We start from the raw sequence: 23,134 nt of genomic DNA, 5'->3' as shown, positions 1-23,134 counted from the left end.
CCGGCTATAGCCGGGAACTTCGCTCACGTAGGGATGACGCCACCGCCGCGACGCGGGGGTCGGTCAGCGCGTCGTCGAGGGACCGGGACAGCGGGATGCGCCAGTTCGGGTAGGTGTCGACCGTCCCGGGCAGGTTGGGCTGGCGCACGTCGCCGAGGACGTCGGTGAACGCCGCGAGCACGATGCGCGAGCGGGCCGTCGCCAGGAGCCGGTGCATCGCGAGCACGACCTCGTCGGAGGTCGCGGACTCCGACACCCCGAACCCCTCGGACGCGAGCAGGTCGAGCAGCTCGGCACGGTCCCGCGCGGCCGCGGCGCGCGCCTCCTCGACGTCGTCGAGCACCCCGGCCTCGGCCCGCGCCCGGACGTGCTCGTCGAGCAGGAACCCCGCGGCGGTCGGCAGGTCGTGGGTCGAGACGCTCGCGAGCGTCTCGGGGTGCCAGAGCCGCGGCGGCAACAGGTCACCCGAGGAGTCGCGCTGGAACCACAGCACCGCGCACCCCAGCATGCCGTGCTCGGCGAGCCCCTCGGTGACCTCCGGCTCCACGGTGCCCAGGTCCTCGCCGACCACCACGGCGCCGGCCCGCGACGCCTCGATCGCCACGACGGCGAGCATCGCCCGCGCGTCGTAGTGCACGTAGGCGCCCTCGCGCGCACCGCGGCCCGGCGGGATCCACCACAGCCGCCACAGCCCCGCGACGTGGTCCACGCGGATCCCGTCGGCGTGGCGCAGCACTGCGCGGATCATCGATCGCAGCGGCGCGTACCCCGACGCCGCCAGGGCGTCCGGCCGCCATGGCGGGAGCGCCCAGTCCTGGCCCTGCTGGTTGAAGTCGTCGGGCGGCGCGCCCACGGTCACCCCGGGCGCGAGCGCGTCGGCCAGCGTCCAGGCGTCGGCGCCCCCCACGAGCAGCCGACGGCGAGGTCGGCGATCAGCCCGACCGCCATGCCCTCGGCCGCGCGGTGTGCCGCGGCGAGCTGGGCGTCGGCGAGGTCGAGGCACCAGGCGTGGAAGAGCACGCGGTCGGCGAGCTCGGCGCGGGCGTCGGGCACCCCGGAGTCCCCGACGTGGGCCAGCCCCGCCGGCCACGACCGCAGGTCGCTGCCGTGACGCTCGGCCAGCGCGTACCAGGTGGCGACGTCCCGCTGACCCTCCTCGAGGGCCTCGACGTCCGACGGCGCCGCCGGGTCGTACGGGCGCAGCAGCGCCAGCGCCGCGTTCTTGGCCGCCCACACCGCGTCGTGGTCGACGAGCTCGCCGTCGGCGGGACGCAGCGCGTCCACCTCGTCCCGCACCGACGCCGGCGCCGCGCCGTAGGCGGCGGTGTCGTCGACACGGATGTAGAGCGCGTGCAGGAACCGCCGGCTCGACGGCGAGTACGGCGACGCCTCGACCCGCGGGTCCAGCGCGAGCGCGTGCAGCGGGTTCACCAGCAACGCGCCGGCGTCCTGCTCCCCGGCCGTGCGCGCCAGCAGCGTGGCGAGGTCGGCGTAGTCGCCGCAGCCCCACGAGCCCGACGAGCGCAGCGCGTACAGCTGCGCCATCCACCCCCACGTCGCGGGCGGCGGCGTCAGCGGGGGCGGCGCCACGATCAGCGCGACGTCCTGCCCCCGGCAGGCCAGCCGGTGGTAGCCGACGGGCAGGTCGGTCGGCAGCGCCGTGCCCGCCTCGCGCACCGCGCCGTCCTCGAGCGTCACGACGCCCGCCGCGGGCAGCGCACGCTCGTGCCCCTCGTCGACCACCACCGTCGCCGGCAGCGCGTCCGGGTCCGCGCCCCGCACGGCGTCGAGCGCCGACGCGAGCGCGGACGGCGTCGACGCGTCCACCTCGAGGGCCTGGAGGACGTCGATCACCACGTCGCGGTCGAGCTCGACCTCGCGCTCCGAGCTGTCGCGGTAGCGGACCGCGATGCCGTGGGCAGTGGCGAGCTCGGCGAGATCGGGCTCGACGGGCACCGGTGGACTCCCTGGGTCGGGTGGGGCGGGGGAGCGCAGGATGTCAGGTGGTGCGGGACGTGCGACGACGGGCGCGGGCGGCGACGTCGTCGGCCACCGAAGCGGCGGCCGTGCCCGGGCGGCGGACGCGCGACAGCGCGGTCACGGCGCTCACGGCGAGGCCCGAGAGTGCGGCGGCGCTGGTCGCGGCCCAGCCGCGGGCGAGCAGGGCGACCGCGAACTCGCGGGCCGAGCCGGTGTCACGACGGGCGCGACGCGCCAGCGGGAGAAGGTCGTCGGGGGTGCGCGGCGCGGGCAGCGTCTCGGGGGCGGAGGCCGGCGGGGCCAGGGTCGAGTCGAACGGTTCGTGCAGCACGGTCACCTTCAGGTGCGAGGAGGATTCCTGCTCGGGATCGGCACCGGGGCAGGCCCGGAAACGTGACGATCAACCGGCGTTCGCGCCCGGCGGAGCCCGGGTACGCCCAGCCGGTGGATCTGGTGCACATCGAGCCCCACGGGCCCGGGATCGGCCGACGCAAGCGCGGCAAGGGGTTCAGCTACTTCGACCGCGAGACGGGCGAGGCGATCACCGACGCCGCGGACCTGGAGCGGATCAACGCCATCGTCATCCCGCCCGCGTGGCAGGACGTCTGGATCTGCCCCGACCCGCTCGGGCACATCCAGGCCGTCGGCACCGACGCCGCGGGACGTCGCCAGTACCGCTACCACGACGAGTGGACCCGGCAGCGGGGCGAGGAGAAGTTCGTCCGCGTCGCGCGCCTGGGCCACGTTATCGGCGACGCCCGGGCCGAGATCGACGCCCGCCTCGCCCGCGGCAAGGGCCTCGGACGCGACCGCGTGCTCGCCGGCGCGGTGTGGATGCTCGACCTCGGCGTCTTCCGGGTCGGGCACGAGGAGTACGCCAACGAGGACTCGCCCGGCGACGCGTCGTTCGGGCTCGCGACGCTGCGCCGCGAGCACGCCGTGGCCCGCCGCGACGGCGGCGTCGAGTTCCGCTACATCGCGAAGTCCGGCGTCCCGCGGCGGATCACGCTGCACGACGAGCACATCCACGGGCTGGTCAGCTCGCTGAAGCGCCGTCGCGGCGGGGGCGAGGACCTCCTGGCCTTCCGGCGCGGCGGACGCGGCGGCGACCGCGGGCCGTGGCACGACGTCACCGCGCAGGACGTCAACGACGCCGTGCGTGAGCTGATCGGCGAGGAGTTCACCGCCAAGGACCTGCGCACCTGGAACGCCGGCGTGCAGGCCGCGGTGGCGCTCGCGGGGGAGTGCGACGACACCGGCGGCGCGCCGCGCGCCGAGCGCAAGCTCAAGAGCGCGGTGTCGCGGACGATGAAGTCCGTCGCCGAGCAGCTCGGCAACACCCCGGCCGTCTGCCGGCGCTCCTACGTCGACCCCGTGCTCGTCAGCCACTTCGAGAACGGCCGCACGATCGCGGAGGCCGTGCGTGCGGGCGGCGCGCTCGACGACCGGGCGATGCGCGCCCACGTGGAGCGCGCCGTGCTGGAGCTGCTCGCGCACCGCGAGCCCCCGGAGGCCGCCGCTGCCTAGGCCGTCGTGGTCATCTCCGACCACACGGTCTTGCCGTCGCGGTGGGGCTCGACGCCCCAGGCGCTCGACACGGCGGCGACCATGGCGAGCCCGCGCCCGCGCGGGGACGTCGGCTCCGGCAGGTGGGCCTCGGGCACCGGGGCGAGGTCGAAGTCGCGGACGGTGAGCCGCAACGAATGCTCGCGGCGCTCCACCTCGACCACCGACGCGCTCGCCGCGTGCTCGACGGCGTTGGTGACGAGCTCCGTCACGACGATCTCGGCCGCCTCACGGGCCTCCTCGTCGACCGCCCAGCGGTGACAGACGCGCCGGACGTGCCCGCGCGCGGCACCGGGGGCGTGCGGGTCGACGGTGAAGCGCCACCAGCCGCGCACCAGCTCCGGACGCTCGTCGAGGTGGGCGACGGCCGTCGTGGTGTCGGGGTGCACGGGCACCCGCTGGGCGACCCGCGAGCTCACCAGCAGGGCGGCCGTGGTGGCGTCCGGCGCGGCGAGGGCCAGCCGCACGTCGGGCCACTCGCCGGCGAGCGCGGCCGCCTCGGCGAAGGCGTGCACGGCACCGGAGTGGGTGAGCTTCATGCCCGAGAGGTCCACGACGACCCCGCCGTGGCGGTGCAGGAGCTCGACGAGCCGTTCGGCCAGGGGCCGTGCGGTGAGCTCGGACAGCGGCCCGGTGAGGGCCACGACCACGACGCGCGGCGCCGGGGCCTCGTCGACCGCGGCACCGTCGTCGGGTGCGGCCTCGCCACGCACTCTCGTCCCGCCGTCCCCCGTGGTGTCGAGGGCCAGCCTGATCCTTGTCTCCACGACTCACCTCGCGCCCTTCATACCCCGCTCCCGTGACGGTGAAGCGCGCGGCCCGCGACCGTGTCGTCGCGGCGGGTACCAGCGCGCCGAGAGGTGCGCGGACCGCCATGATGGGGCCATGAGTGATCAGGACGAACGGCCGTCGTCGGCCCTCGCGGCGGCCGCGGCGTCGGGTGCGGGGGAGGGCGCCGGCACGGGGGAGCTGGTGGCCTCCCCGGGCGCGGTGATGCGGGTGGCCGGGATGGTCGGCAAGCTCGTCGAGGAGGTGCGGGCGGCGCCGCTCGACGAGGCGGGGCGCGCGCGCCTCGCCGACATCCACGAGCGGTCGATCCGCGAGCTCGAGCAGGGGCTCGCGCCGGAGCTGCGTGACGAGCTGCGTCGCATCACGTTACCGTTCACGTCCGACGCGGCCCCGTCACAGGCCGAGCTGCGCATCGCGCAGGCCCAGCTGCTCGGGTGGCTCGAGGGCCTCTTCCACGGCATCCAGAGCGCCGTGCTCGCGCAGCAGATGGCGGCGCGGGGCCAGCTCGAGCAGATGCGCCAGGGCCGCAGCCGTCCCGCGCAGGGCGGCGACGACGGCGGCCAGTACCTCTAGGACCGCCAGTACCTCTAGGACCGTCAGACGGGGGAGGGCGCCTCGTAGACGACGGCACCGGCCTGGTCGTCCGTGCGGCGGCCGCCGCGCAGGGCCAGGCGTCGCTCGTCCTCGGTCAGGCCGCCCCAGACGCCGTAGGGCTCACGGGTCGCGAGGGCGTGGCGACGGCACGGCTCGATGACCGGGCAGGACGCGCAGACCCGCTTGGCCTCGGCGGCGCGGTGCTCGCGTCGGGGACCCCGCTCACCGTCGGGGTGGAAGAAGAAGCTCGAGTCCATCCCGCGGCACGCGCCGTGGAGCTGCCAGTCCCACTCATCGATGATGGGGCCGGGCAGGAGTCGGATGTCGGCCATGGCGATCCTCCCAGTCGGGGCGCCCGCACGGGGGATGGTCTCCGGCGCGCCAGCAACATCGGCGGTATCCCCCTCGCCCCGCGACGGCAAACACCCCTGATCGGCCCAACGGCCCGCACGATCGTGGGCGGCGCCGGCCCCGGTCACGTGCTGCACAGCACGAGGAGGGGGTCATCGGTGTCGTGAACACCTGCCCACGGGGGGTGACGAGTAGGGTCACGAGCACGGCAAGTACGTTTTCCCTGGACCGACGCCGAGTTCGGACCACACCTGACTGACCGGAGGGGGACCAGACGTCGTGGCCACCGATGACGACCTCACTGCGGAGGACCCGCTGGGCGTGGACGTGCAGCGGTCGAACGGCGCGTCGGTGATCCGGCTTGCCGGCGAGATCGACATGCTGACGACGCCTGCGCTGCGCGCGAAGGTGAACGAGGAGCTCCAGGGCAAGCCCACCGTGCTCGTGCTGGACATGCTCTCGGTCGAGTTCCTCGGCTCGAGCGGCCTGGCCCTGCTGGTGGAGGCGCTCGACGAGTCGCGGAACCGGGACGTGGCGCTGCGCCTCGTCGCGAACTCGCGGCCGGTGAGCCGTCCGCTGCAGGCCACTGGCCTGACCGACCTGTTCGCGCTCTACCCGTCGGTCGAGGCCGCGCTCGCCGGATGAGCCGGACGACCGGCACGGGGCCCTGCCGCCCGCGCCGGCTCCGCCGATACGGTGACCGCGCCATCCACCTCCTCACCTGCCGCGAAACGGAGATCAGCAGCCGTGCAGACGCCGGAACCGCAGCAGCGTGATCGCACGTCCACCGCCACGTCCGATCCCGGCGCCGCCGGGTCGGCCGGCCTGGCCGAGACCCCGACGCCCGTCGAGGTCCGCGTGCACGCCGACCCGGCACTGATCCCGTCGGTGCGCGCCGTCGCGGCCGACCTGGCCGCGCGGGCGGACTTCGACCTGGACGCCGTCTCGGACCTGCGGATGGCGGTCGACGAGGCCTGTTCGGCGCTCGTGCCCCTCGCCCGGGAGGGCGGGCAGCTGCGCTGCGGGTTCGTCATGGCCGAGGGCCGCATCGACGTGATCTGCCGCGTGCCCGTGCGCCACGAGGCGACGCTGCGCCAGGACACCTTCGGCTGGCGCGTGCTCACCACGCTCACCGACGACGCCGAAGTGCTCGACGCCGACCCGGAGTGGCTCGGCATCCACCTGCGCAAGCAACGGCTCAACCCGTGAGCGAGCCGGCGCGCCCGCTGACGGGCAGCGCGGGCGGGGCACCTCAGCGCAGCTCCCGGAACGAGGACTCCTACGAGCACCTCGTCCCGATGCTCCTCGAGCACGCCGGGCTGCCCGAGGGCGACCGGCGTCGCGAGGCGCTGCGCGACCGCCTCGTCGAGGGCTACCTCCCGCTGGCGCGGCACATCGCGCGCCGCTTCGCCCAGCGCGGCGAGCCCCAGGAGGACCTCGAGCAGGTCGCCACCGTCGGCCTCATCCACGCCGTCGACCGGTTCTCGCCGGAGCGCGGCTCGGACTTCCTGTCCTACGCGGTCCCGACGATCACCGGCGAGGTCCGCCGCTACTTCCGTGACAAGGCGTGGTCGACGCGCGTGCCCCGGCGTCTCAAGGACCTGCGCCTGGCCATCGGGTCGGCGATGCCGCAGCTGTCCCAGGAGCTCAACCGCGCCCCCACCGCCGGGGAGCTCGCCGAGCACCTGCAACGCAGCCGCGAGGAGGTCCTCGAGGCGCTCGAGGCGGCGAACGCCTACCGCTCCTCGAGCCTCGACGACATGCTCGTCGACGACCCGTCGTCCGGCCGGCTCGCCGACGTCCTGGGCTCCGCCGACGCCGAGCTCGAGCAGGTCGAGCACCGCGAGACCGTCCAGCCCGCCCTGCGCAAGCTCCCCGAGCGCGAGCGGACGATCGTCATGCTCCGCTTCTTCGGCGGCATGACCCAGACCCAGATCGCCGAGCGCGTCGGTGTGTCCCAGATGCACGTCTCCCGCCTGCTCACGCGCACCCTGGCGACCCTGCGCGCCGACCTCCAGGACCCTCCGGCGATCTGAGCACGTCCTGAGTGCAAGCCCTGCGTCCACGCTTGCACTCAGCGCCAGGAAAGCCGCTTCGATCACGCGCCGACGGGCAGTGTCGTGTAGCTCCGCAGCAGCAGGGAGCGGCGCCGTGCCGCGCCCGGCTCCCGGTGCAGCGTCGGCATCCGCTCGGCCAGGGCCGCCAGCGCGACCCGCGCCTCGAGCCGGGCCAGCGGCGCGCCGAGGCAGAAGTGGATGCCCCCGGAGAACGCGAGGTGCTCGCCCTTCGTCGGGCGGTCGAGGTCGAACACGTCGGGGTCGGTGTGCACCGCCGGGTCGCGGCCGGCGGCCCCGAGCATCGCCATGACCACGGTGTCCGGCGCGATGTCGCGGTCACCGAGGCGCAGGGTCTCGTGCGGCGTCCGCGCGGTGAACTGGATCGGCGCGTCGAACCGCAGGCTCTCCTCGACGGCGTCGCCCGCCCGGCCGGGGTCCGCGGCGAGCCGCGCCCAGGGCTCCCGGGCGTCGGTCATCGCGGCGACGGCGTTGCCCAGCAGCGTGCTCGTCGTCTCGAAACCCGCGAGCAGCAGGAACGCCGCGAGGCTGACGGCCTCGTCGGTGTCGACGTCCTCGCGCGCGAGGTGGCTGAGGAGGTCGTCGGCGGGGTCGAGGCGCCGGCGTTCGAGCAGGCCGCCGAGCAGTCCGCGCAGTTCGGCGACGGCGCGGTCCAGGCGGTGCAGCGCGCGCAGCGACCGCACGCCGCCGAGCCCGGCGCCGACGGCCTGGCCCCAGCGCGCGAACGCGCCCGCGTCGGACTCGGGGACACCCAGGATCTCGGCGATCACCGCCGCCGGCAGCGGCGTCGCGACGTCGGCGACCAGGTCGAAGCGACCGCGCGTGGCGGCCTCGTCGGCCAGCCGTTCGGCGAGCCCGACCACCAGGGGCTCGTAGGAGCTGACGCGGGCCGGGGTGAACCAGCCGCCGACCAGGCGCCGGAGCCGCGTGTGCTCGGGCGGGTCCATGCCGAGGAAGGACAGCTCGACGGGCTCGAGCAGCGGGTCGCGCCCGCCCTCCACGGCCCCGCCGAGCGAGCCGCCGTTCCGCGGCCGCACCAGGAAGCGGCGGTCGCGGACGACCTCGCGGCACATCGCGGCGGTGGCGACGACGAGGACGCCGCTGCGGCTCGCGTAGGGCTGGGAGGCCTCGCGCAGCTGGCGCTGGAGGGGCGCCGGGTCGTCGATCCAGGGCCGGTACAGAAGGCGCAGGACCGGATCGCCGGCGAGGGCCAGCGCCAGCCCGCCGGTACGCACCACGGCCAGCCGCGCACCGAGGACGACGTCGCGACGCAGGTCCATACCCGTGATCCTGGCGCGGCCCGACGTGCCGGGAAAGCGCCCGGACGCCCGGTGATCGAAGCGGCTTTCCTGGCGTTGAGTGCAAGCGAGGACGCAGGGCTTGCACTCGACCATGCCCTCACCGCAACGAGTGCCGACCCTCGTCGTCGCGGCGGGTGCGGCCCTGGCGGGCCAGGTGCTCGAGCAGCGGCACCGCCACGCGGCGGGTGGTGCCGAGGGCCTGGCGGGCCTCGGAGAGCGTGAACGGCGAGGGCAGGTCGGCCAGCCGGGCCACGGCGACGTCGAGGGCGTCAGGCGCCAGGTAGATCCCGTCGCCGACCTTGAGCAGCGCCCCCGCCGTCACCGCCGCGCCCAGCTCGCGGGTGCGCAGCCCCAGCTCGGTGAGCCGGTGGGCCTCGGGGGCGGCGAACGGGGCGTCGGCGAGGTCGGCGCGCACCGCCGCCACCGCTGCGCGCACCGCGTCGGGCAGCCCGCCCGCGTCGCGCCGCCGGATCCGCCCGCCCGCGGTCGTGAGCGACGACGCCCCCGGCTCGGCGAGGACGAGGTCCAGGAGGCGGGGATCGGGCAGCTCGAGCGCGCGCGCCGCCGCCTTCGCGGGCAGGCCGGCCTCGAGGGGCTGCGCCTCGGCGTGGGCGACGACCGCCTCGACGAGCCGCCGCGCCAGCACGGGGAGGTGCCCCGGGTCGACGAGCCACCCGCCCGCCGCGGGCACGTCGGCGGGCACCTCGGCGCCCAGGGCGACGAGGTCGTCGCGACGCATCAGCCGCCGCCGCGCGAGCTCGCCCGCGGCGTCCGGGACGCCCTCGGTGCCCGCCAGCTCCCCGGCCCGCGCCACCGCCGCTCCGCGCCGACGCAGCGCGGGCGGCCGCACGTCGAGCACCGTCACCCCGCCGAGCACCCGGTGCGCGCCGGGGTCGCGCAGCAGCGCGTGGTCACCGGGGCGCAGCGGCAGCGGCTCCCGCAGGGTGAGCCGCACCGTGCGGGTCGCGTCGTCCGAGTCGGGCGCCCCGCTCCGCGACAGCGGGCGCACGCGCGCCGCCACCGCCGCCGACCCGACGTGCAGCATCACCTGTTTCGGCAATTCCACGGCGGCCGAGGCCCCCGCGGCGGTCCCACGCGCACGTCGACGACGTCCCCGCGCAACCAGCGCCCGGGCGTCGTCAGCGCGTCGCCGCGCCCGACCTCGTCGAGCCCCACGCCCCGCAGGTTCAGGGCCACCCGGGCGACGGCACGGACGGGGTCGACGCTCTCGCCGAGGGCCTGCATCCCGCGCACGGTGATCGTGCGGGCGCCCAGGGCCAGCTCGTCGCCCACCCGGATCGTGCCCGCCCCGAGCGTGCCGGTGACCACCGTGCCCGCCCCGCGCACCGTGAACGCGCGGTCGACCCACAGGCGCACGTCGGCGTCGAGGTCCGGCGCGGGCAACCCGCTGACGACCTGCGACAACGCCGAACGCAGCTCCGGAAGGCCCGCACCCGTCGCCCCCGACACGCACACCGCGGGCAGCCGCCCCAGCGACGACTCCCCGAGGTGCTCGAGCGCCTCGTCCCGCGCGAGCTCCGGGTCGGCGAGGTCGCTGCGGGTGACGACGAGCAGGCCGTCGCGCACCCCGAGGGCGTCGAGCGCGTCGAGGTGCTCGGTCGACTGCGGCATCCACCCCGAGTCGGCGGCGACGACGAACATCGTCGCCGGCACCGGTCCGACCCCGGCGAGCATCTGCGTCACGAACCGCTCGTGCCCGGGGACGTCGACGAACGCGACGGGCTCCTCGGTGCCGGGCAACGTGGTCCAGGCGAAGCCCAGGTCGATCGTCATGCCCCGCCGGCGCTCCTCGGCCCAGCGGTCGGGCTCCATCCCGGTGAGCGCGCGGACCAGCGTCGACTTGCCGTGGTCGACGTGGCCGGCGGTGGCCACGACCCTCATCCCGGAGCTCGGACCAGTGCCAGGGCGATCGCGTCCGCGAGCCGGGCGTCGGCCTCGGGCGGCACCGAGCGCAGGTCGACGACGCACCGCCCCTGCTCCACGCGGGCGAGGACGGGGTCGGCGCCCAGGCGCAGCGCCTCGGCGGCCTCGACGGGCAGCGCCACCCCGGCGCTCGCCAGCTCCACCCCCGGCGCGCCGCCCCCGCCGACCTGGGCCGCGCAGTCCACCGCCATTCCGCCGACCTTCTCGGCGAGCGCGGTGGCCCGGACGCGGAGGTCCTCGACGTCCGCCTCGAGCATCGCCCGCACCGGCGGCAGCGGACCCCGCAGGGTCGCCTCGAGCGCCGCGAGCGTCAGCTTGTCAACACGCAGCGCCCGGGCCAGGGGGTGGCGACGCAGGCGGTGCACGAGGTCGGCCCCGCCGAACACCAGACCGGCCTGGGGGCCGCCGAGCAGCTTGTCACCCGACGCGGTGACGAGGTCCGCCCCCGCCCGCAGCTCGCTGGTCGCGTCCGGCTCTGCGGGCAGCAGCGGGTGCGGCGCCAGCAGCCCCGAGCCGATGTCGGACACCACGGGCACGCCCAGTCCGACCAGGTCGGCGACCGGCACCGACGACGTGAACCCGGTGACGACGAAGTTCGACGGGTGGACCTTGAGGATCATGCCGGTGTCCGGACCGACGGCGTCGGCGTAGTCGGCGCGGTGCACGCGGTTGGTGGTGCCGACCTCGCGCAGCCGGGCCCCGGTGGACTCCAGCAGGTCGGGCAGGCGGAACCCGTCGCCGATCTCGACCATCTCGCCGCGGGCGATGACGATCTCGCGACCGGAGGCCAGCGCCGTCGCCGCCAGGATCAGCGCCGCCGCGCCGTTGTTGGCGACGTGCACGCCGCCGGCGTCGGGGACGGCCGCGGCCAGCGCGCCCAACGCCCCCGCCCCGCGACGGCCCCGCCCGCCGGTCGCCAGGTCCAGCTCGACGTCCGTGGTCCCGGCCGCGAGGTCGAGCGCGTCCCGGGCGGCCGACGAGAGCGGGGCGCGCCCGATGTTGGTGTGCAGCAGGACGCCGGTGGCGTTGAGGATCGGGCGCAGGGTCGCCGAGGTCAGGGGCAGGGTCGCGACGACCTCGTCGACGACGGCCTCCGGCGCGATCTCCCCGGCCCGCGCCCGGTCCTGCGCGGCGACGACGACCTCCTTGACCCGCGCCCGCCCCAGCGTCGCCAGCGCCGGACCGAGGCGCGCGTCGGCGAGCACGGCGTCGGTGCGCGGCACCCGCCGGCGGGGATCGTCGCTCACCTCGCCCATTCTGCGCTGCGCCTCCCCGTGCCCCGGCACGGACGGACCACTCACAGGCCGAGGGCGACGGCCGACGTCAGGACCCCGACCCCGACGACGAGCCCGGTCACGGCGACGAGCAGCCCCCGCGGGAAGACCCCGCGGACCATGAGCAGGGACGGCAGGCTCAGCGCGGGCAGGGTGATCAGCAGGGCCGCGGCGAGCGGCCCCGACACCCCGACGGCCAGGAGCGCCGCGACCACCGCGATCTCGGCACCGGTCGGGATCGGCAGGAGCGTCCCGGCCACGGCCAGCAGGACGACACCGAGGACGATCCCCGTCCCGGTCAGCAGCGTCGAGCCCAGCGGGAACAGCACGCCGCGCAACGCCCCGAGGGCGACCACGAGCAGCAGGTACTCCGGCAGCAGCCGCACCGACAGCCGTCCGAGGGCGGCCAGGAAGCGCACGAGCAGCGGACGCTCGTCGGGCCCGGTCTCCGACGGCACGACCGACGTCGCGTCGACCGTCGCCGGCCCGCTCCACCACCGCGCCAGGGCCACCGCCCCCACGACGACGGCGAGACCGGCGCCCGCGCGCAGCAGCGTCCACGGCCACGGCAGCACGAAGGCGCAGAAGGCGAGGACGACGGGGTTGAGCGCCGGGTTCCCGAGCCAGTACGCGAGCGTCGCGGTGAGGTCCCCGGCGCGGCGGCGCAGGCCGACGGCCAGCGGCGCGGCGCAGCAGCTGCACATCATCGACGGCACCGCGAGCGCGCTCCCGCGCACGCCACCGCGGACCCCGCTCCCGAACAGCCGGGCGAGCCACGTCGACGGCAGCGCGACCTGCACCGCCGCGGCCAGCACGAGCCCGACGACGAGCGCGGGCCAGATCGCGAGGAAGTAGGTGCCGGCGAACCGCAGCCCCGCGGACAGCGACACCCCGGGCGGCGTGGGTTCCCCGCCTGTGAGGATCGACGGGCCGAGCGAGTGCGACCCGGCCACCGACGGCACCTTCACCCAGTACGGCGCCCACTTCGCCCACAGCAGCCCGGCCACCACGAGCACGCCGAACCCGAGCGCCACGGCCCACGGCGGCGGCCCGGTGCGGCGCGGATCCGCCGACACGCCCGACGCGTCCGACACGTCCACCTCCTCCGGCACGATCGGCGATCGTCACACGGGAGGGGGGCGACGGCACCTCGGGAGGTGCCCACGTGCCGTCAGGCGAACGTGCGGTCCGGCGGGGCGACGTCGGTGCCGGTCGTCGCCTGGCGCTGCCGGATGCGCTCGCGCTGGGGGACGACGATGTGCGCGGGGTCGTTGGCCGACGCGATGCCGGCGTCGAACACGCCGAAGCGCGTGAGCGCCGACCCGGTCATCAGGGCCAGCCCCGACACCGCCGCCGACCAGCGACGACGCCGGCCCAGCACCGCGCCGACCGCGCCGGCCGCCAGGCACGCCTTCGAGGCGCGCATCAGCGTGTGCGCGCGGCCCTTCTGGTACACGTCGCCGAGCAGGCCGAGCTTGCGCTCCATGTACTCGCCGGCCGCGAGCTCGACGACCGCGCCCGCCACGGCCAGCCGCGCCGCGGGCACGTTGTCCCGCACCGACGCCCCGACGAGCCCCATCCCGCCACCGGCGGCCGCGGCGCTGCCGGCGAACACGATCGGCAGCTCGCGGTGCGCCTCGTGCCAGGTCGGCACGGCGGTGTTCGAGAACAGCACGGCGGTGTACGTGCCGAGCGCCGGCCCGATCACCGCGGCGGCCGCCCCGGACGCGTCGCCCGCGCGCCGGAACAGGCCGGTGACCTCCGAGGCCGCGGTCGCGGCGGCGAACGTCGCGAACGGCGAGAGGATCCAGGTGCCCACCGACAGTGGCGACGTCGGCTTGAACACCCGCAGCATGTGCAGGAAGCGCCGCGGACGGTGCAGGTCGTGGACGAGGAAGACGGTCCCGCCGGCCGCACCGGCCGCCGCGGCGAGACGCCCGGTCCGCCGCAGTGTCGGCCGATCGGTGGCGCCGCCGAGGGCCCCGAGACCCGACGACGTCGCGGCGAGCCCGCCGAGGAACAGGTACATCGGGACGTCGGGGTTCTTCCACACCGGCGCCTTGATGATCGGACGCCCGTAGTACGAGCGGAACTCGGCCTCGGGGACCTGCAGCTCCTCGCCGCGGCCCCGGCGCCGGCTCCCACGGCGGGGCTTCACCGCGTCGTGGTCGACCCGTGAACGCTGGGGCATCTCGGCCGGATTCGCGTCCGTCACTTCCGACCTCCCCAGAACGCCGCCACGACCGCCGCGCCGAGGCCCACCGCGGTGAGCGCCGCGTTGCGCCACATCTCCGGCAGGTCGCGGGTGGTGACGATCGGGTCCGGCGGCATGCCGTAGACCTCGGGCTCGTCGAGGAGCAGGAAGAACGCGCCGTCGCCGCCGACGCCGTCGTCGGGGTCGCGACCGTAGAGCCGCGCCTCGGTCACGCCGCGCCCGTGCAGCTCCGCCAGCCGCGCGTCGGCGGCGGCCTGGAGCTCGTCGAGGTCGCCGAACTGGATCGAGTTCGTCGGGCACGCCTTCGCGCAGGCCGGCTCCATGCCCGCACCGAGGCGGTCGTAGCACAGCGTGCATTTGTGGGCGCCGCCGTCGTCCTCCCGGACGTCGATCACGCCGTACGGGCAGGACGGCACGCAGTAGCCGCAGCCGTTGCAGATGTCGTCCTGCACGACGACCGTGCCGTACTCGGTGCGGAACAGCGCCCCCGTCGGGCACACGTCGAGGCAGCCGGCGTGCGTGCAGTGCTTGCAGACGTCCGACGACATCAGCCAGCGCACGTCCCGCTCGTCGTCGGGGGTCTGCTGGCCGTGCGCGCCGGAGTCGGGCAGCAGCGCGAGCAGGTCGACGGTCTCGCCCGGGGCCGGGGCGGTGGCGGCGTCACGGGGGGCGCGCAGCGTGGGGGTCGGCGGCGCGCCGTCGGTCACCGCCGGAAGCCCGGACGGGAGGAAGCCGGTAGCGAGGGAGTCGACCGGCACGCCGCTGGGCGGGCCCCCGTGCGCCGCGGTCGCGCTGCCGTGCGGCCGGACGTCCTCGATGAACGCGACGTGACGCCACGACGAGGCGCCGAGGTCACCGGTGTTGTCGTACGACATCCCGGTGAGCCGGTAGAGGTCGGAGGCGTCGGTGCCGTCGTCGGGCACCAGGTTCCACTCCTTGCACGCCACCTCGCAGGCCTTGCAGCCGATGCACACCGAGGTGTCGGTGAAGAAGCCGACCCGCTTCGGGTGCTCGGTCGACCACCCGGCGTCGGTGCTGGGGTCGGGCAGCGGCCCGGACAGCGACGTCGCCGCTCCGGAGAAGGCGTCCCACAACCTGGTCACGTGTTGCCTCCCGGCTCCACCCCGGCCTTGCGCCGGTAGGACTCGACGAAGTCGAGCAGCGCGGGCCCGCGGGGGCGGCGTCCCGGCTGGATGTCGCAGGTGGCCACCTTGGACTCCTGGATGTGGACGTTCGGGTCCATCACGACGCCGAGCAGGTCATTGGCCGGGTCGCCGGTCGAGAGTCCGTTCGACCCCCAGTGGTACGGCAGCCCGATCTGGTGCACCACCTGGTCCCCGATCCGCAGCGGTTTCATCCGCTCGGTCACGAGCACCCGGGCCTCGATCGCCGTGCGGGCCGAGATCAGCGTCGCCCACCCCAGGTGCTCGAGGTCCCGCTCCGCGGCCAGCGCGGGGGAGACCTCGCAGAAGAACTCCGGCTGCAGCTCCGAGAGGTAGCCGAGGAACCGGCTCATGCCGCCCGCGGTGTGGTGCTCGGTGAGCCGGTAGGTCAGGAACGCGTACGGATACACCTCGCTCTGCGAGGGGTTGATCCGGTTCCAGGCCCGGTCGATGCGCTCGAGGGCGGGGTTGTCCTGCTGCTCGTGCAGCAGGTTCGCCACCGGCGACTCCACCGGCTCGTAGTGCGTCGGCATCGGCCCGTCCGCGAGCCCGGCGGGCGCGTAGAGCCACGCCTTCCCGTCGGTCTGCATGATGAACGCGTCGGTGCCGGAGAGGGCGTCCTGGCGCGTGGCGCCCTCGGCGGGGACGTACGACGGCGGCTTGGTCGCCTCGAAGTCGGGGATGTCGTGCCCCGTCCACGTCTCCTGCTCGGCGTCCCACCAGACGTAGGCCTTGCGCTCGCTCCACGGCCGGCCCTGCGCGTCGGCCGAGGCGCGGTTGTAGAGCGTGCGCCGGTTCGCCGGCCACGCCCAGCCCCATTCGGCGGCCACCCAGTCCTGCTCGGAGCCGGGCTTGCGACGGTCGGCCTGGTTGACGCCGTCCTTGTACACGCCGGTGTAGATCCAGCAGCCCGCCGTCGTGGAGCCGTCCGCCTTGAGCTGCGTGTAGCTCGAGAGCGGGTTCCCGTCCGCGTCGTAGCCGTTGATCTCGCCGAGCACCGACTCGGGGTCGGGCTCCTCGTGGACCCCGAACGTGGGGTAGTCCCAGGTGAGGTCGAGCAGGGGCCGGTCGCGCTCGTCGGTCGACCCGGCGAGCTTCTCCCGGATCTTCTTGCCGAGGTGGAAGTAGAAGTGCAGCTCCGAGCGCGCGTCACCCGGGGGATGCACCGCCTCGCGGCGCCACTGCAGCAGCCGCTGGGTGTTGGTGAAGGTGCCGGCCTTCTCGGTGTGGTTGGCGCACGGCAGGAAGAAGACCTCGGTCCCGATGTCCTCGGTCCGCAGCTCCTCGGTCTCGATCTCGGGCCCGTCCTTCCAGAACGTGGCCGTCTCGATCATCTGCATGTCGCGGACCACGAGCCACTCGAGGTTGGCCAGGCCGAGGCGCTGCATCTTGCCGTTGGCGTGACCGATCGCCGGGTTCTCGCCGACGACGAAGTACCCGTAGGTCTTCCGGTCGATCTGGTCGCGCACGATCCCGTAGGTGCCGTGGTCGCCGGTGAGCCGCGGCATGTAGTCGAACGCCCAGTCGTTCTCGGCGGTCGCCGCGTCGCCCCACCAGGCCTTGAGCAGGCTCACCATGTAGGTGTCCATGTTGCCCCAGAAGCCGGTCTTCGCCGCGTCGGCGTCGAGGAAGCTCCGCAGGCTGTCGTGCAGGTGCGCGTTCGGCATCGGGATGTAGCCGGGCAGCAGGTCGTAGAGCGTGGGGACGTCCGTCGAGCCCTGGATGCTGGCGTGCCCGCGCAGCGCGAGGATGCCGCCGCCCGGGCGTCCCATGTTGCCCAGCAGCGTCTGCAGGATCGCGGCGCCGCGGATGTACTGCGCCCCGACGCTGTGGTGCGTCCAGCCCACCGAGTACACCCACGCCGTGGTGCGGTCGCGCTGCGAGTTCTCCGTGATCGTCCGGGCGACCTGCAGGAACTCGTCGACGCCCATGCCGCACACCCGGGAGACGGTCTCGGGCGTGTAGCGGGAGTAGTGCCGCTTGAGCACCTGGTAGACGCAGCGCGGGTGCTGCAGGGTCTCGTCGCGCTCCGGGGCGCTGGTGGCGTGGGCGGCGTCGCCCGCTCCGCCACCGGTGTCCGACGCCATCGCGGCGTGGTGCTCGCGCTGCCGGCCCTCGTCGCTCTGGCCCGACTGGTCGCGGAGCTCCGACTCCCAGTGGTCACGCATCCCCGCGGCCGGGGCCTCGTACGCCATCCCCTCGGGGCCCTCCAGCTGCCAACTGATCGGGTCGTAACGCCCGGTGTCGGCGTTGTAGCCGGAGAAGATCCCGGCCATGTCCTCGGTGTCGACGAAGTCCTCACCGACGAGGTCGGCGGCGTTGGTGAACGTCGTGACGTACTCGCGGAAGTCCTTGCCCTCGGTGAGCACGTAGTTGATCAGGCCACCGAGGAAGGCGATGTCCGCGCCCGCACGGAACGGCACGTGCAGGTCGGCCATGGCGCTCGTGCGCGTGAACCGCGGGTCCACATGGATGATCTTGGCGCCGCGCGCCTTGGCCTCCATGACCCACTGGAAGCCCACGGGGTGGGCCTCCGCCATGTTCGAGCCCTCGATGACGATGCAGTCCGAGTGCTGCAGGTCCTGCTGGAAGTTCGAGGCGCCGCCACGACCGAAGCTGGTCCCCAGACCGGGGACGGTGGCGCTGTGTCAAATACGCGCCTGGTTCTCCACCTGGATCGCGCCGAGCGCCATGAACAGCTTCTTGATGAGGTAGTTCTCCTCGTTGTCCAGCGTCGCGCCGCCGAGGCTCGAGAAGCCCAGCGTGCGCCGCAGGACGCGGCCGTCCTCATCGGTGTCCTGCCAGCCCTTGCGGCGGGAGTCGATGACGCGATCGGCGATCATGTCGACCGCCGTGTCGAGGTCGAGGTCCTCCCACTCGGTGCCGTACGGACGCCGGTAGCGCACCGTCGTCACCCGCGAGGGCGAGGTCACCAGCGACGTCGACGCCGACCCCTTCGGGCACAGACGCCCGCGCGAGACGGGGGAGTCGGGGTCGCCCTCGATCTGGGTGACGCGCCCGTCGCGGACGTAGATGTTCTGCCCGCAGCCCACCGCGCAGTACGGGCAGACCGACTTGACGACCTCGTCGGCGTCCGACGTCCGTGGCCCGAGGGCCTGCGTCCGGGGGGACTGCACGGCGGACCCGCGACCGAGGGGGTCCGAACCCGTGGCCTGCCGGAACATCGGCCACTCGCCCAGCCAGGTGCGTGCCCCCATGCAGGAACCCTCCGAGATGTGGTGGATGGTCGGATGGTGCGGCCTGGGCACGTCGTCTGGACCCGGGTTCTGGCGGAGGCGGACGGGAATCGAACCCGCCTGGCCGAGATGCTCGACCACTACGGTGTTGAAGACCGCGGGGGCCACCAGGCACCCTGACGCCTCCGCACCGCAGCCTAGGTGGGCCCCCCGGGCCGCGCAGTTCGGGGCACGCCGAGGTTCAGGCGGACGCGCTCGCGGGGAAACAGGCCCCTCGTGTGGACCGCGAGCGACACCCGCCTGGTGGTGACGGCCGCGGCCGTCGTGGTGCTGGTGATCGTGCTGATCACCTCGCGACTACGCCTGCACGCCTTCCCCGCGCTGATGGTCGGCTCCCTCGTCCTGGGCCTCGCCGCGGGCCTCGGTCCCGAGGGCACCGTCGAGTCGTTCACCGACGGCGTCGGCAGCACGCTCGGCGACGTCGGGATCGTCCTCGGCCTCGGGACGATGCTCGGCAAGCTGCTCGCCGACTCGGGTGGTGCGGACCTGCTGGCGGAGACGATCCTGCGGCGCTCCAGCTACCGCACCCTGCCGTGGGCCGTGGCCGGGCTGGCGATGGTGCTCGGCATCCCGCTGTTCTTCGAGATCGGCGTCGTGCTCGTGCTGCCGGTGGTCTTCGTCGTCGCGGTGCGGATGCTCCCGGCGGGGTCCGACGGGCGCGACGAGCAGGGCCGCTCGGCCGTCCTGCGCGTCGGCATCCCCGCGCTCGCCGGGCTCTCGGTGCTGCACGCCTTCGTCCCGCCCCACCCCGGCCCGCTCGTCGCCGTCGACGCCCTCGGCGCCGACCTGGGCCTCACCCTGCTCCTCGGGCTGGTCCTCGCCATCCCGACCGTCGCGGTCGCGGGGCCCCTGTTCGTCTCGTACGCCTCGCGCTGGGCGACGGCCTCCCCACCGGCGGGGCTGATGGCCGCGACGGTGCCGGCGGGATCGCGCTCCGGCTCCGGCTCGTCAGGCGGGGGCGGCGGCGGCGGCACGGACCTCGCCACGGAGACCGGCGACGGGGCAGCGCCGCCGAACCGCCCCGGGCTCACCGCGACGCTGGTGACCATCCTGCTGCCCGTCGTGCTGATGCTCCTGCGGACCCTCGCCGACGTGGCGCTGCCCGACGGCACGGTGAAGAGCGTGGCCGAGTTCGTCGGCGAGCCGATCGTGGCCCTGCTGCTCGCGCTGCTGCTGGGCATGTGGACGTTCGGGTTCCGACGGGGCCTGTCGGGCTCCGAGGTGTCCTCGCTCGCCGCCGCGGGCCTGGTGCCCGCCGCCTCGATCCTGCTGATCATCGGCGCCGGCGGCGGCTTCAAGCAGGTGCTCATCGACTCCGGCATCGGCGACGCGCTCGCCAAGGCCGCGGCCGGCGTCGGCATCCCGGTGCTCCTGCTCGCCTGGTTCGTCGCCGTCCTCATCCGCCTGGCCACCGGGTCGGCGACCGTCGCCACGGTGACCGCGGCCGGCATCGTCACGCCGATCCTCGCCGTGGACCCGACCGTCAACCCGGCGCTGGTGGTGCTCGCCATCGGTGCGGGCTCGGTGTTCTTCTCGCACGTCAACGACGCCGGGTTCTGGCTGGTCCGCGAGTACTTCGGCATGTCGGTGCGCGACACGTTCCGCACCTGGTCGGTGATGGAGACGATCGTGTCGGTGGTCGGGCTGGTGCTCGTGCTCCTGGCGAGCCTCGTCGTCTGATGCCGGAGCCCGACCTGGTCCTCGGCGTCGACATCGGCACCACCGCCACCAAGGCCGTCGCCTTCGCGCCCGACGGCACCGACCACGGGCACGGCGAGGCCCCGCACCACCTCGACGAGCCCGAGCCCGGCGCCGCCGTCCAGGACCCGGAGGCGCTCTGGGAAGCCGTCGGCGACGCGGTGCGCGACGCCGTCGCGCAGGTCGACCCCGGGCGGATCGCGGCGCTGTCGTTCAGCTCCGCCATGCACGGCCTGCTCGCCCTCGACGCCCGCGGCGACCCCGTCGGACCGCTGCTGACCTGGGCCGACAGCCGCGCCGCCGACGTCGCCCGCGAGCTGCGGGCCCGCGACGGCGCCCTCGCGCTGCACCGGCGCACCGGCACGCCGATCCACCCGATGAGCCCGATGGTCAAGCTCGCCTGGCTGCGCCGCGCGCGCCCGAGCCTGCACGCCGCGGCGCACACCTGGGGCGGCATCAAGGAGTTCGTGCTCGCCCGGGCCACCGGCGCCCGGGTCGCCGACACCTCGTGCGCCTCGGGCACGGGCCTGCTCGACGTCGCGACCGGCGCCTGGGACCCCGAGGCGCTGGCGATCGCCGGCATCACCGCCGACGCGCTGGGGGAGCCGGTCGCCCCGACGGCCGTCGTCGGGGAGCTCACGACCCGCGACTGGGGCCTCCCGGCCGGCGTCCCCGTCGTCGCCGGGGGAGGGGACGGGCCGTTGGCCAACCTCGGGGTCGGCGCCGTCCGCCCGGGCGTCGCGGCCTGCTCGATCGGCACCAGCGGCGCGCTGCGGGTCGCCGTCGAACGGCCCGCCGTCGATCCGCGCGGCCGGGTGTTCTGTTACGGCCTGGCCGACCGGCGGTGGGTCGTCGGCGGGGCGATCACGAACGGCGGCCTCGTGCTCGCCTGGGCGCGCGAGACGCTCCACCGCGACGTCGACGACCTCCTCGCCTCGGCCGCCGCCGCGCCCGCGGGCGCCGACGGGCTGCTGGCCCTGCCCCACCTGCTGCCCGAGCGCGCCCCGCACTGGGACATCGGCGGCGCGGGCGCGCTGGTCGGCCTGCACCGACGGCACACCGACGGCCACATCACGCGCGCCCTGCTCGAGGGCGTCTGCCTGCAGCTGCGCCTGGTGCTCGACTCGCTGCGCGAGGCGGGCCTGGCCGTCGACGAGGTCCGCGCGACCGGGGGTTTCGCGCGCAGCGCGCTGTGGCGCCGCCTGCTCACCGACGCGCTCGACCTGCCCGTCGGCTTCCCGACCGTCGACCAGGGCTCCGCGTTCGGGGCCGCGCTGCTCGGGATGCAGGGCGTGGGGCTGCTCCCGCCGGGCCCCGAGGGGCTCGTCGACGCCGCCGAGCAGATCCCGCTCGGCGAGACCCTCCGGCCGGGCCCCGACGCCGCCGTGTACGCCGCCCGCCTGCCGCTCTTCGAGCAGGTCCACGACGTGCTCGGCGACGTCACGGCCGAGCTGGGGGCCTAGGTCGGGTCGGCCTCGTCCGCGACGGCCTCGAGCTCGACCAGCGCGTCCTCGAGGTAACCCAGCAGGTGCTGCAGGTGGGGCACCGCACGCCGGTCGCCGGTCACGCCGATCTCCATGCTGTCCGCGTAGGACATCACGGTGATGTTGAGGGCCTGCCCGTCGAGCGGCACCGAGATCGGGTAGATCCCGTCGAGCCGCGCGCCCTCCCAGTACAGCGGGTCCTTGGGCCCGGGCACGTTGGAGATGATCAGGTTGAAGCCCTGGTTGATCGCCGAGGACCCCGGCACCAGGCCGAGGCCGATGGGCGCCGCGACGACGGCGGAGAGCGCGGCGATCGTCATCGGGTCGCGGCCCTGCAGGTTCTCCTTGGCCGCGAGGCCCGACTGGCGGATCTTCCGGAGACGCTCGGAGGGGTCGGGCTCGTCCGTCGCCAGGTTCACCAGGATCGCGCCGAGCGCGTTGCCGGAGCCGGAGTCCGCCAGCGCGACGGGCAGCGCCGCCACGAGCGGCTTCTCGGGCAGCCCCTCGTGGGCCTCGAGGTAGCGCCGCAGCGCGCCGGCGCTCATCGCGAGCATGACGTCGTTGACCGTCGTGCCCGTGCGCTCGCGCACCCGCTGGATGCGCTTGATCGGCCAGGACTGCGCGGCGAACCGCCGCGCCCCGGTGATCGGGACGTTGAGCATCGTCGGGGGCGCCTCGAAGGGCAGGGCCAGGTCGTGCTCGACGAGCCCGCGGTAGGCCGACGACACGAGCGCGGGCCCGACGTTGAGCGACTGCCCGACGCCCTCGGCGAGCGTGCCGGCCGTGCGCAGCGCGCCGCCGACGTACTCGCGCGCCGACCCGACCCATCCCGACGGCCCGGGCGCGGGCTCGCCGACCGGCCGGCTGGTGCGGCCCGGCCGCGGGTCGACGGCCCAGAACGGCGCCATGTCCCGCTTCTCCGGGTCGGTGGTCAGCGCCTTCTCGAGGTGCTTCATCGCGCGGACGCCGTCCATCATCGCGTGGTGGATCTTGCTGTAGACCGCGAAGCGGTCCCCTTCCACACCCTCGATGAGGTGGAACTCCCACAGCGGCCGGTGCCGGTCGAGGAGGCTGCCGTGCAGGCGGGAGACGAGCTCGAGCAGCTCACGGATGCGGCCCGGACCCGGCAGCGCCGAGAGGCGCACGTGGTACTCGATGTCGATGTCGTCGTCGTTCACCCAGGCCCACTGGCCCAGCGTCGAGACGCCGCGGGTCGCCCGCCGGCGGAACAGGGGCGCGATGTCGACGTCGCCGGACACGAGACTCCGGTGCAGGTTCGCGAGGTAGTCCGGTCCCGCGCCCTCGGGGCGGTCGAAGAGCATCAGCGAGCCCACGTGGGTGGGCCGCTCCCGCGACTCCGCCAGCAGGAACATCGCGTCCCGGAACGACATCGTCGCCATCGACACCCCTCTCGACCACCCCGTCGGCCGTCCGGCCGAGCGC

At 75.0% G+C, this 23,134-nt stretch carries 19 protein-coding genes, 1 tRNA gene and 1 pseudogene; 7 read left to right on the top strand and 14 right to left on the bottom strand.

Going from position 1 to position 23,134, the window contains the following annotated elements; all coding sequences use genetic code 11:
* Positions 1-4: 4 nt before the first annotated feature.
* The 3 genes from ACQPYN_RS23090 to ACQPYN_RS23080 are packed head-to-tail and all read right to left on the bottom strand — an operon-like array spanning position 5 to position 2,311.
* Positions 5-907: a 4-alpha-glucanotransferase gene (locus ACQPYN_RS23090; RefSeq protein WP_433028162.1), complete on the bottom strand. Its 903-nt coding sequence runs from the start codon at positions 905-907 to the stop codon at positions 5-7.
* Positions 856-1,956 carry a 4-alpha-glucanotransferase gene (locus ACQPYN_RS23085; protein WP_433028159.1) on the bottom strand — a complete coding sequence of 367 codons (1,101 nt, stop codon included), beginning with the start codon at positions 1,954-1,956 and terminating at the stop codon, positions 856-858. Before ACQPYN_RS23085 ends, ACQPYN_RS23090 begins: the two co-directional genes overlap by 52 nt.
* Before the next feature lie 43 nt (positions 1,957-1,999).
* Positions 2,000-2,311, bottom strand: coding sequence for a hypothetical protein (locus tag ACQPYN_RS23080; protein ID WP_433028156.1), 312 nt, complete (start codon positions 2,309-2,311; stop codon positions 2,000-2,002).
* A 113-nt stretch (positions 2,312-2,424) separates the two neighbouring features.
* Between ACQPYN_RS23080 and ACQPYN_RS23075 the strand changes: the two genes are divergently transcribed.
* Complete coding sequence (locus tag ACQPYN_RS23075) at positions 2,425-3,507, top strand: DNA topoisomerase IB (RefSeq protein WP_433028153.1); 1,083 nt, start codon at positions 2,425-2,427, stop codon at positions 3,505-3,507.
* Here the strand turns inward: ACQPYN_RS23075 and ACQPYN_RS23070 are convergent.
* On the bottom strand, positions 3,504-4,313 hold the full coding sequence (locus ACQPYN_RS23070) for an ATP-binding protein (RefSeq protein ID WP_433028150.1): 810 nt from the start codon (positions 4,311-4,313) through the stop codon (positions 3,504-3,506). The two genes, ACQPYN_RS23075 and ACQPYN_RS23070, sit on opposite strands and share 4 nt — an antisense overlap.
* A 118-nt stretch (positions 4,314-4,431) precedes the next feature.
* Between ACQPYN_RS23070 and ACQPYN_RS23065 the strand changes: the two genes are divergently transcribed.
* Positions 4,432-4,908, top strand: coding sequence for a proteasome activator (locus ACQPYN_RS23065; protein ID WP_433028147.1), 477 nt, complete (start codon positions 4,432-4,434; stop codon positions 4,906-4,908).
* A 23-nt stretch (positions 4,909-4,931) separates the two neighbouring features.
* Here the strand turns inward: ACQPYN_RS23065 and ACQPYN_RS23060 are convergent, their stop codons facing one another.
* Complete coding sequence (locus ACQPYN_RS23060) at positions 4,932-5,261, bottom strand: WhiB family transcriptional regulator (RefSeq protein WP_328305892.1); 330 nt, start codon at positions 5,259-5,261, stop codon at positions 4,932-4,934.
* 298 nt (positions 5,262-5,559) lie between these two features.
* Here ACQPYN_RS23060 and ACQPYN_RS23055 point away from each other — a divergent pair, with 298 nt between their 5' ends.
* The 3 genes from ACQPYN_RS23055 to ACQPYN_RS23045 all read left to right on the top strand — a co-directional run bounded on the left by ACQPYN_RS23055 (position 5,560) and on the right by ACQPYN_RS23045 (position 7,316).
* Entirely contained in the window at positions 5,560-5,925 is a 366-nt protein-coding gene (locus ACQPYN_RS23055; RefSeq protein ID WP_274192486.1) for an anti-sigma factor antagonist, read from the top strand.
* A 102-nt stretch (positions 5,926-6,027) separates the two neighbouring features.
* A complete protein-coding gene (locus ACQPYN_RS23050; RefSeq protein ID WP_433028143.1) occupies positions 6,028-6,489 on the top strand; it encodes an ATP-binding protein in 462 nt (153 codons plus the stop codon).
* An 89-nt stretch (positions 6,490-6,578) separates the two neighbouring features.
* Positions 6,579-7,316 (top strand): RNA polymerase sigma factor SigF, encoded by a 738-nt coding sequence (locus ACQPYN_RS23045; RefSeq protein ID WP_274192502.1) that lies wholly within the window; start codon positions 6,579-6,581, stop codon positions 7,314-7,316.
* A 62-nt stretch (positions 7,317-7,378) separates the two neighbouring features.
* Here the strand turns inward: ACQPYN_RS23045 and ACQPYN_RS23040 are convergent, their stop codons facing one another.
* From ACQPYN_RS23040 to ACQPYN_RS23005, 8 genes and pseudogenes are all read right to left on the bottom strand, one after another.
* A complete protein-coding gene (locus ACQPYN_RS23040) occupies positions 7,379-8,635 on the bottom strand; it encodes a cytochrome P450 (RefSeq protein ID WP_433028140.1) in 1,257 nt (418 codons plus the stop codon).
* Between the two features lie 118 nt (positions 8,636-8,753).
* Positions 8,754-10,558, bottom strand: a pseudogene (gene selB / locus ACQPYN_RS23035) (selenocysteine-specific translation elongation factor).
* The gene (gene selA / locus ACQPYN_RS23030) at positions 10,555-11,856 is read right to left on the bottom strand and encodes an L-seryl-tRNA(Sec) selenium transferase (protein WP_433028137.1); all 1,302 of its coding nucleotides are present in this window, start codon (positions 11,854-11,856) and stop codon (positions 10,555-10,557) included. Before selA ends, selB begins: the two are co-directional and overlap by 4 nt.
* A 41-nt stretch (positions 11,857-11,897) precedes the next feature.
* Positions 11,898-12,986 carry a permease gene (locus ACQPYN_RS23025; RefSeq protein WP_433028134.1) on the bottom strand — a complete coding sequence of 363 codons (1,089 nt, stop codon included), beginning with the start codon at positions 12,984-12,986 and terminating at the stop codon, positions 11,898-11,900.
* A gap of 59 nt (positions 12,987-13,045) precedes the next feature.
* A complete protein-coding gene (gene nrfD, locus ACQPYN_RS23020; protein ID WP_433028131.1) occupies positions 13,046-14,089 on the bottom strand; it encodes an NrfD/PsrC family molybdoenzyme membrane anchor subunit in 1,044 nt (347 codons plus the stop codon).
* The gene (locus tag ACQPYN_RS23015) at positions 14,086-15,192 is read right to left on the bottom strand and encodes a 4Fe-4S dicluster domain-containing protein (RefSeq protein WP_433028128.1); all 1,107 of its coding nucleotides are present in this window, start codon (positions 15,190-15,192) and stop codon (positions 14,086-14,088) included. The genes nrfD and ACQPYN_RS23015 overlap by 4 nt, the downstream gene beginning before the upstream one ends.
* Positions 15,189-18,470, bottom strand: coding sequence for a formate dehydrogenase (gene fdh, locus ACQPYN_RS23010; RefSeq protein ID WP_433028125.1), 3,282 nt, complete (start codon positions 18,468-18,470; stop codon positions 15,189-15,191). The genes ACQPYN_RS23015 and fdh overlap by 4 nt, the downstream gene beginning before the upstream one ends.
* Before the next feature lie 70 nt (positions 18,471-18,540).
* Positions 18,541-18,636 (bottom strand) — tRNA-Sec (locus tag ACQPYN_RS23005).
* 89 nt (positions 18,637-18,725) lie between these two features.
* Here ACQPYN_RS23005 and ACQPYN_RS23000 point away from each other — a divergent pair.
* On the top strand, positions 18,726-20,189 hold the full coding sequence (locus ACQPYN_RS23000) for an SLC13 family permease (protein WP_433028122.1): 1,464 nt from the start codon (positions 18,726-18,728) through the stop codon (positions 20,187-20,189).
* Complete coding sequence (locus ACQPYN_RS22995; RefSeq protein ID WP_433028119.1) at positions 20,189-21,670, top strand: gluconokinase; 1,482 nt, start codon at positions 20,189-20,191, stop codon at positions 21,668-21,670. The genes ACQPYN_RS23000 and ACQPYN_RS22995 overlap by 1 nt, the downstream gene beginning before the upstream one ends.
* Here the strand turns inward: ACQPYN_RS22995 and ACQPYN_RS22990 are convergent.
* Positions 21,667-23,091, bottom strand: coding sequence for a WS/DGAT/MGAT family O-acyltransferase (locus tag ACQPYN_RS22990; RefSeq protein ID WP_433028116.1), 1,425 nt, complete (start codon positions 23,089-23,091; stop codon positions 21,667-21,669). The two genes, ACQPYN_RS22995 and ACQPYN_RS22990, sit on opposite strands and share 4 nt — an antisense overlap.
* Positions 23,092-23,134 lie beyond the last annotated feature (43 nt).

It is taken from the genome of Actinomycetospora sp. CA-053990 (assembly GCF_050948445.1).
Classification (GTDB): domain Bacteria; phylum Actinomycetota; class Actinomycetes; order Mycobacteriales; family Pseudonocardiaceae; genus Actinomycetospora; species Actinomycetospora callitridis.
This window is presented reverse-complemented; position numbering and strand designations above follow the sequence as displayed.

Bases quoted from the DNA above. Each gene is read 5' to 3' on its own strand.
- ACQPYN_RS23045 (WP_274192502.1), top strand. From the start codon at position 6,579: ATGCTCCTCGAGCACGCCGGGCTGCCCGAGGGCGACCGGCGTCGCGAG.
- selA (WP_433028137.1), bottom strand. From the start codon at position 11,856: ATGGGCGAGGTGAGCGACGATCCCCGCCGGCGGGTGCCGCGCACCGAC.
- ACQPYN_RS22990 (WP_433028116.1), bottom strand. From the start codon at position 23,091: ATGGCGACGATGTCGTTCCGGGACGCGATGTTCCTGCTGGCGGAGTCG.
- ACQPYN_RS23040 (WP_433028140.1), bottom strand. From the start codon at position 8,635: ATGGACCTGCGTCGCGACGTCGTCCTCGGTGCGCGGCTGGCCGTGGTG.
- ACQPYN_RS22995 (WP_433028119.1), top strand. From the start codon at position 20,189: ATGCCGGAGCCCGACCTGGTCCTCGGCGTCGACATCGGCACCACCGCC.
- ACQPYN_RS23060 (WP_328305892.1), bottom strand. From the start codon at position 5,261: ATGGCCGACATCCGACTCCTGCCCGGCCCCATCATCGATGAGTGGGAC.
- ACQPYN_RS23065 (WP_433028147.1), top strand. From the start codon at position 4,432: ATGAGTGATCAGGACGAACGGCCGTCGTCGGCCCTCGCGGCGGCCGCG.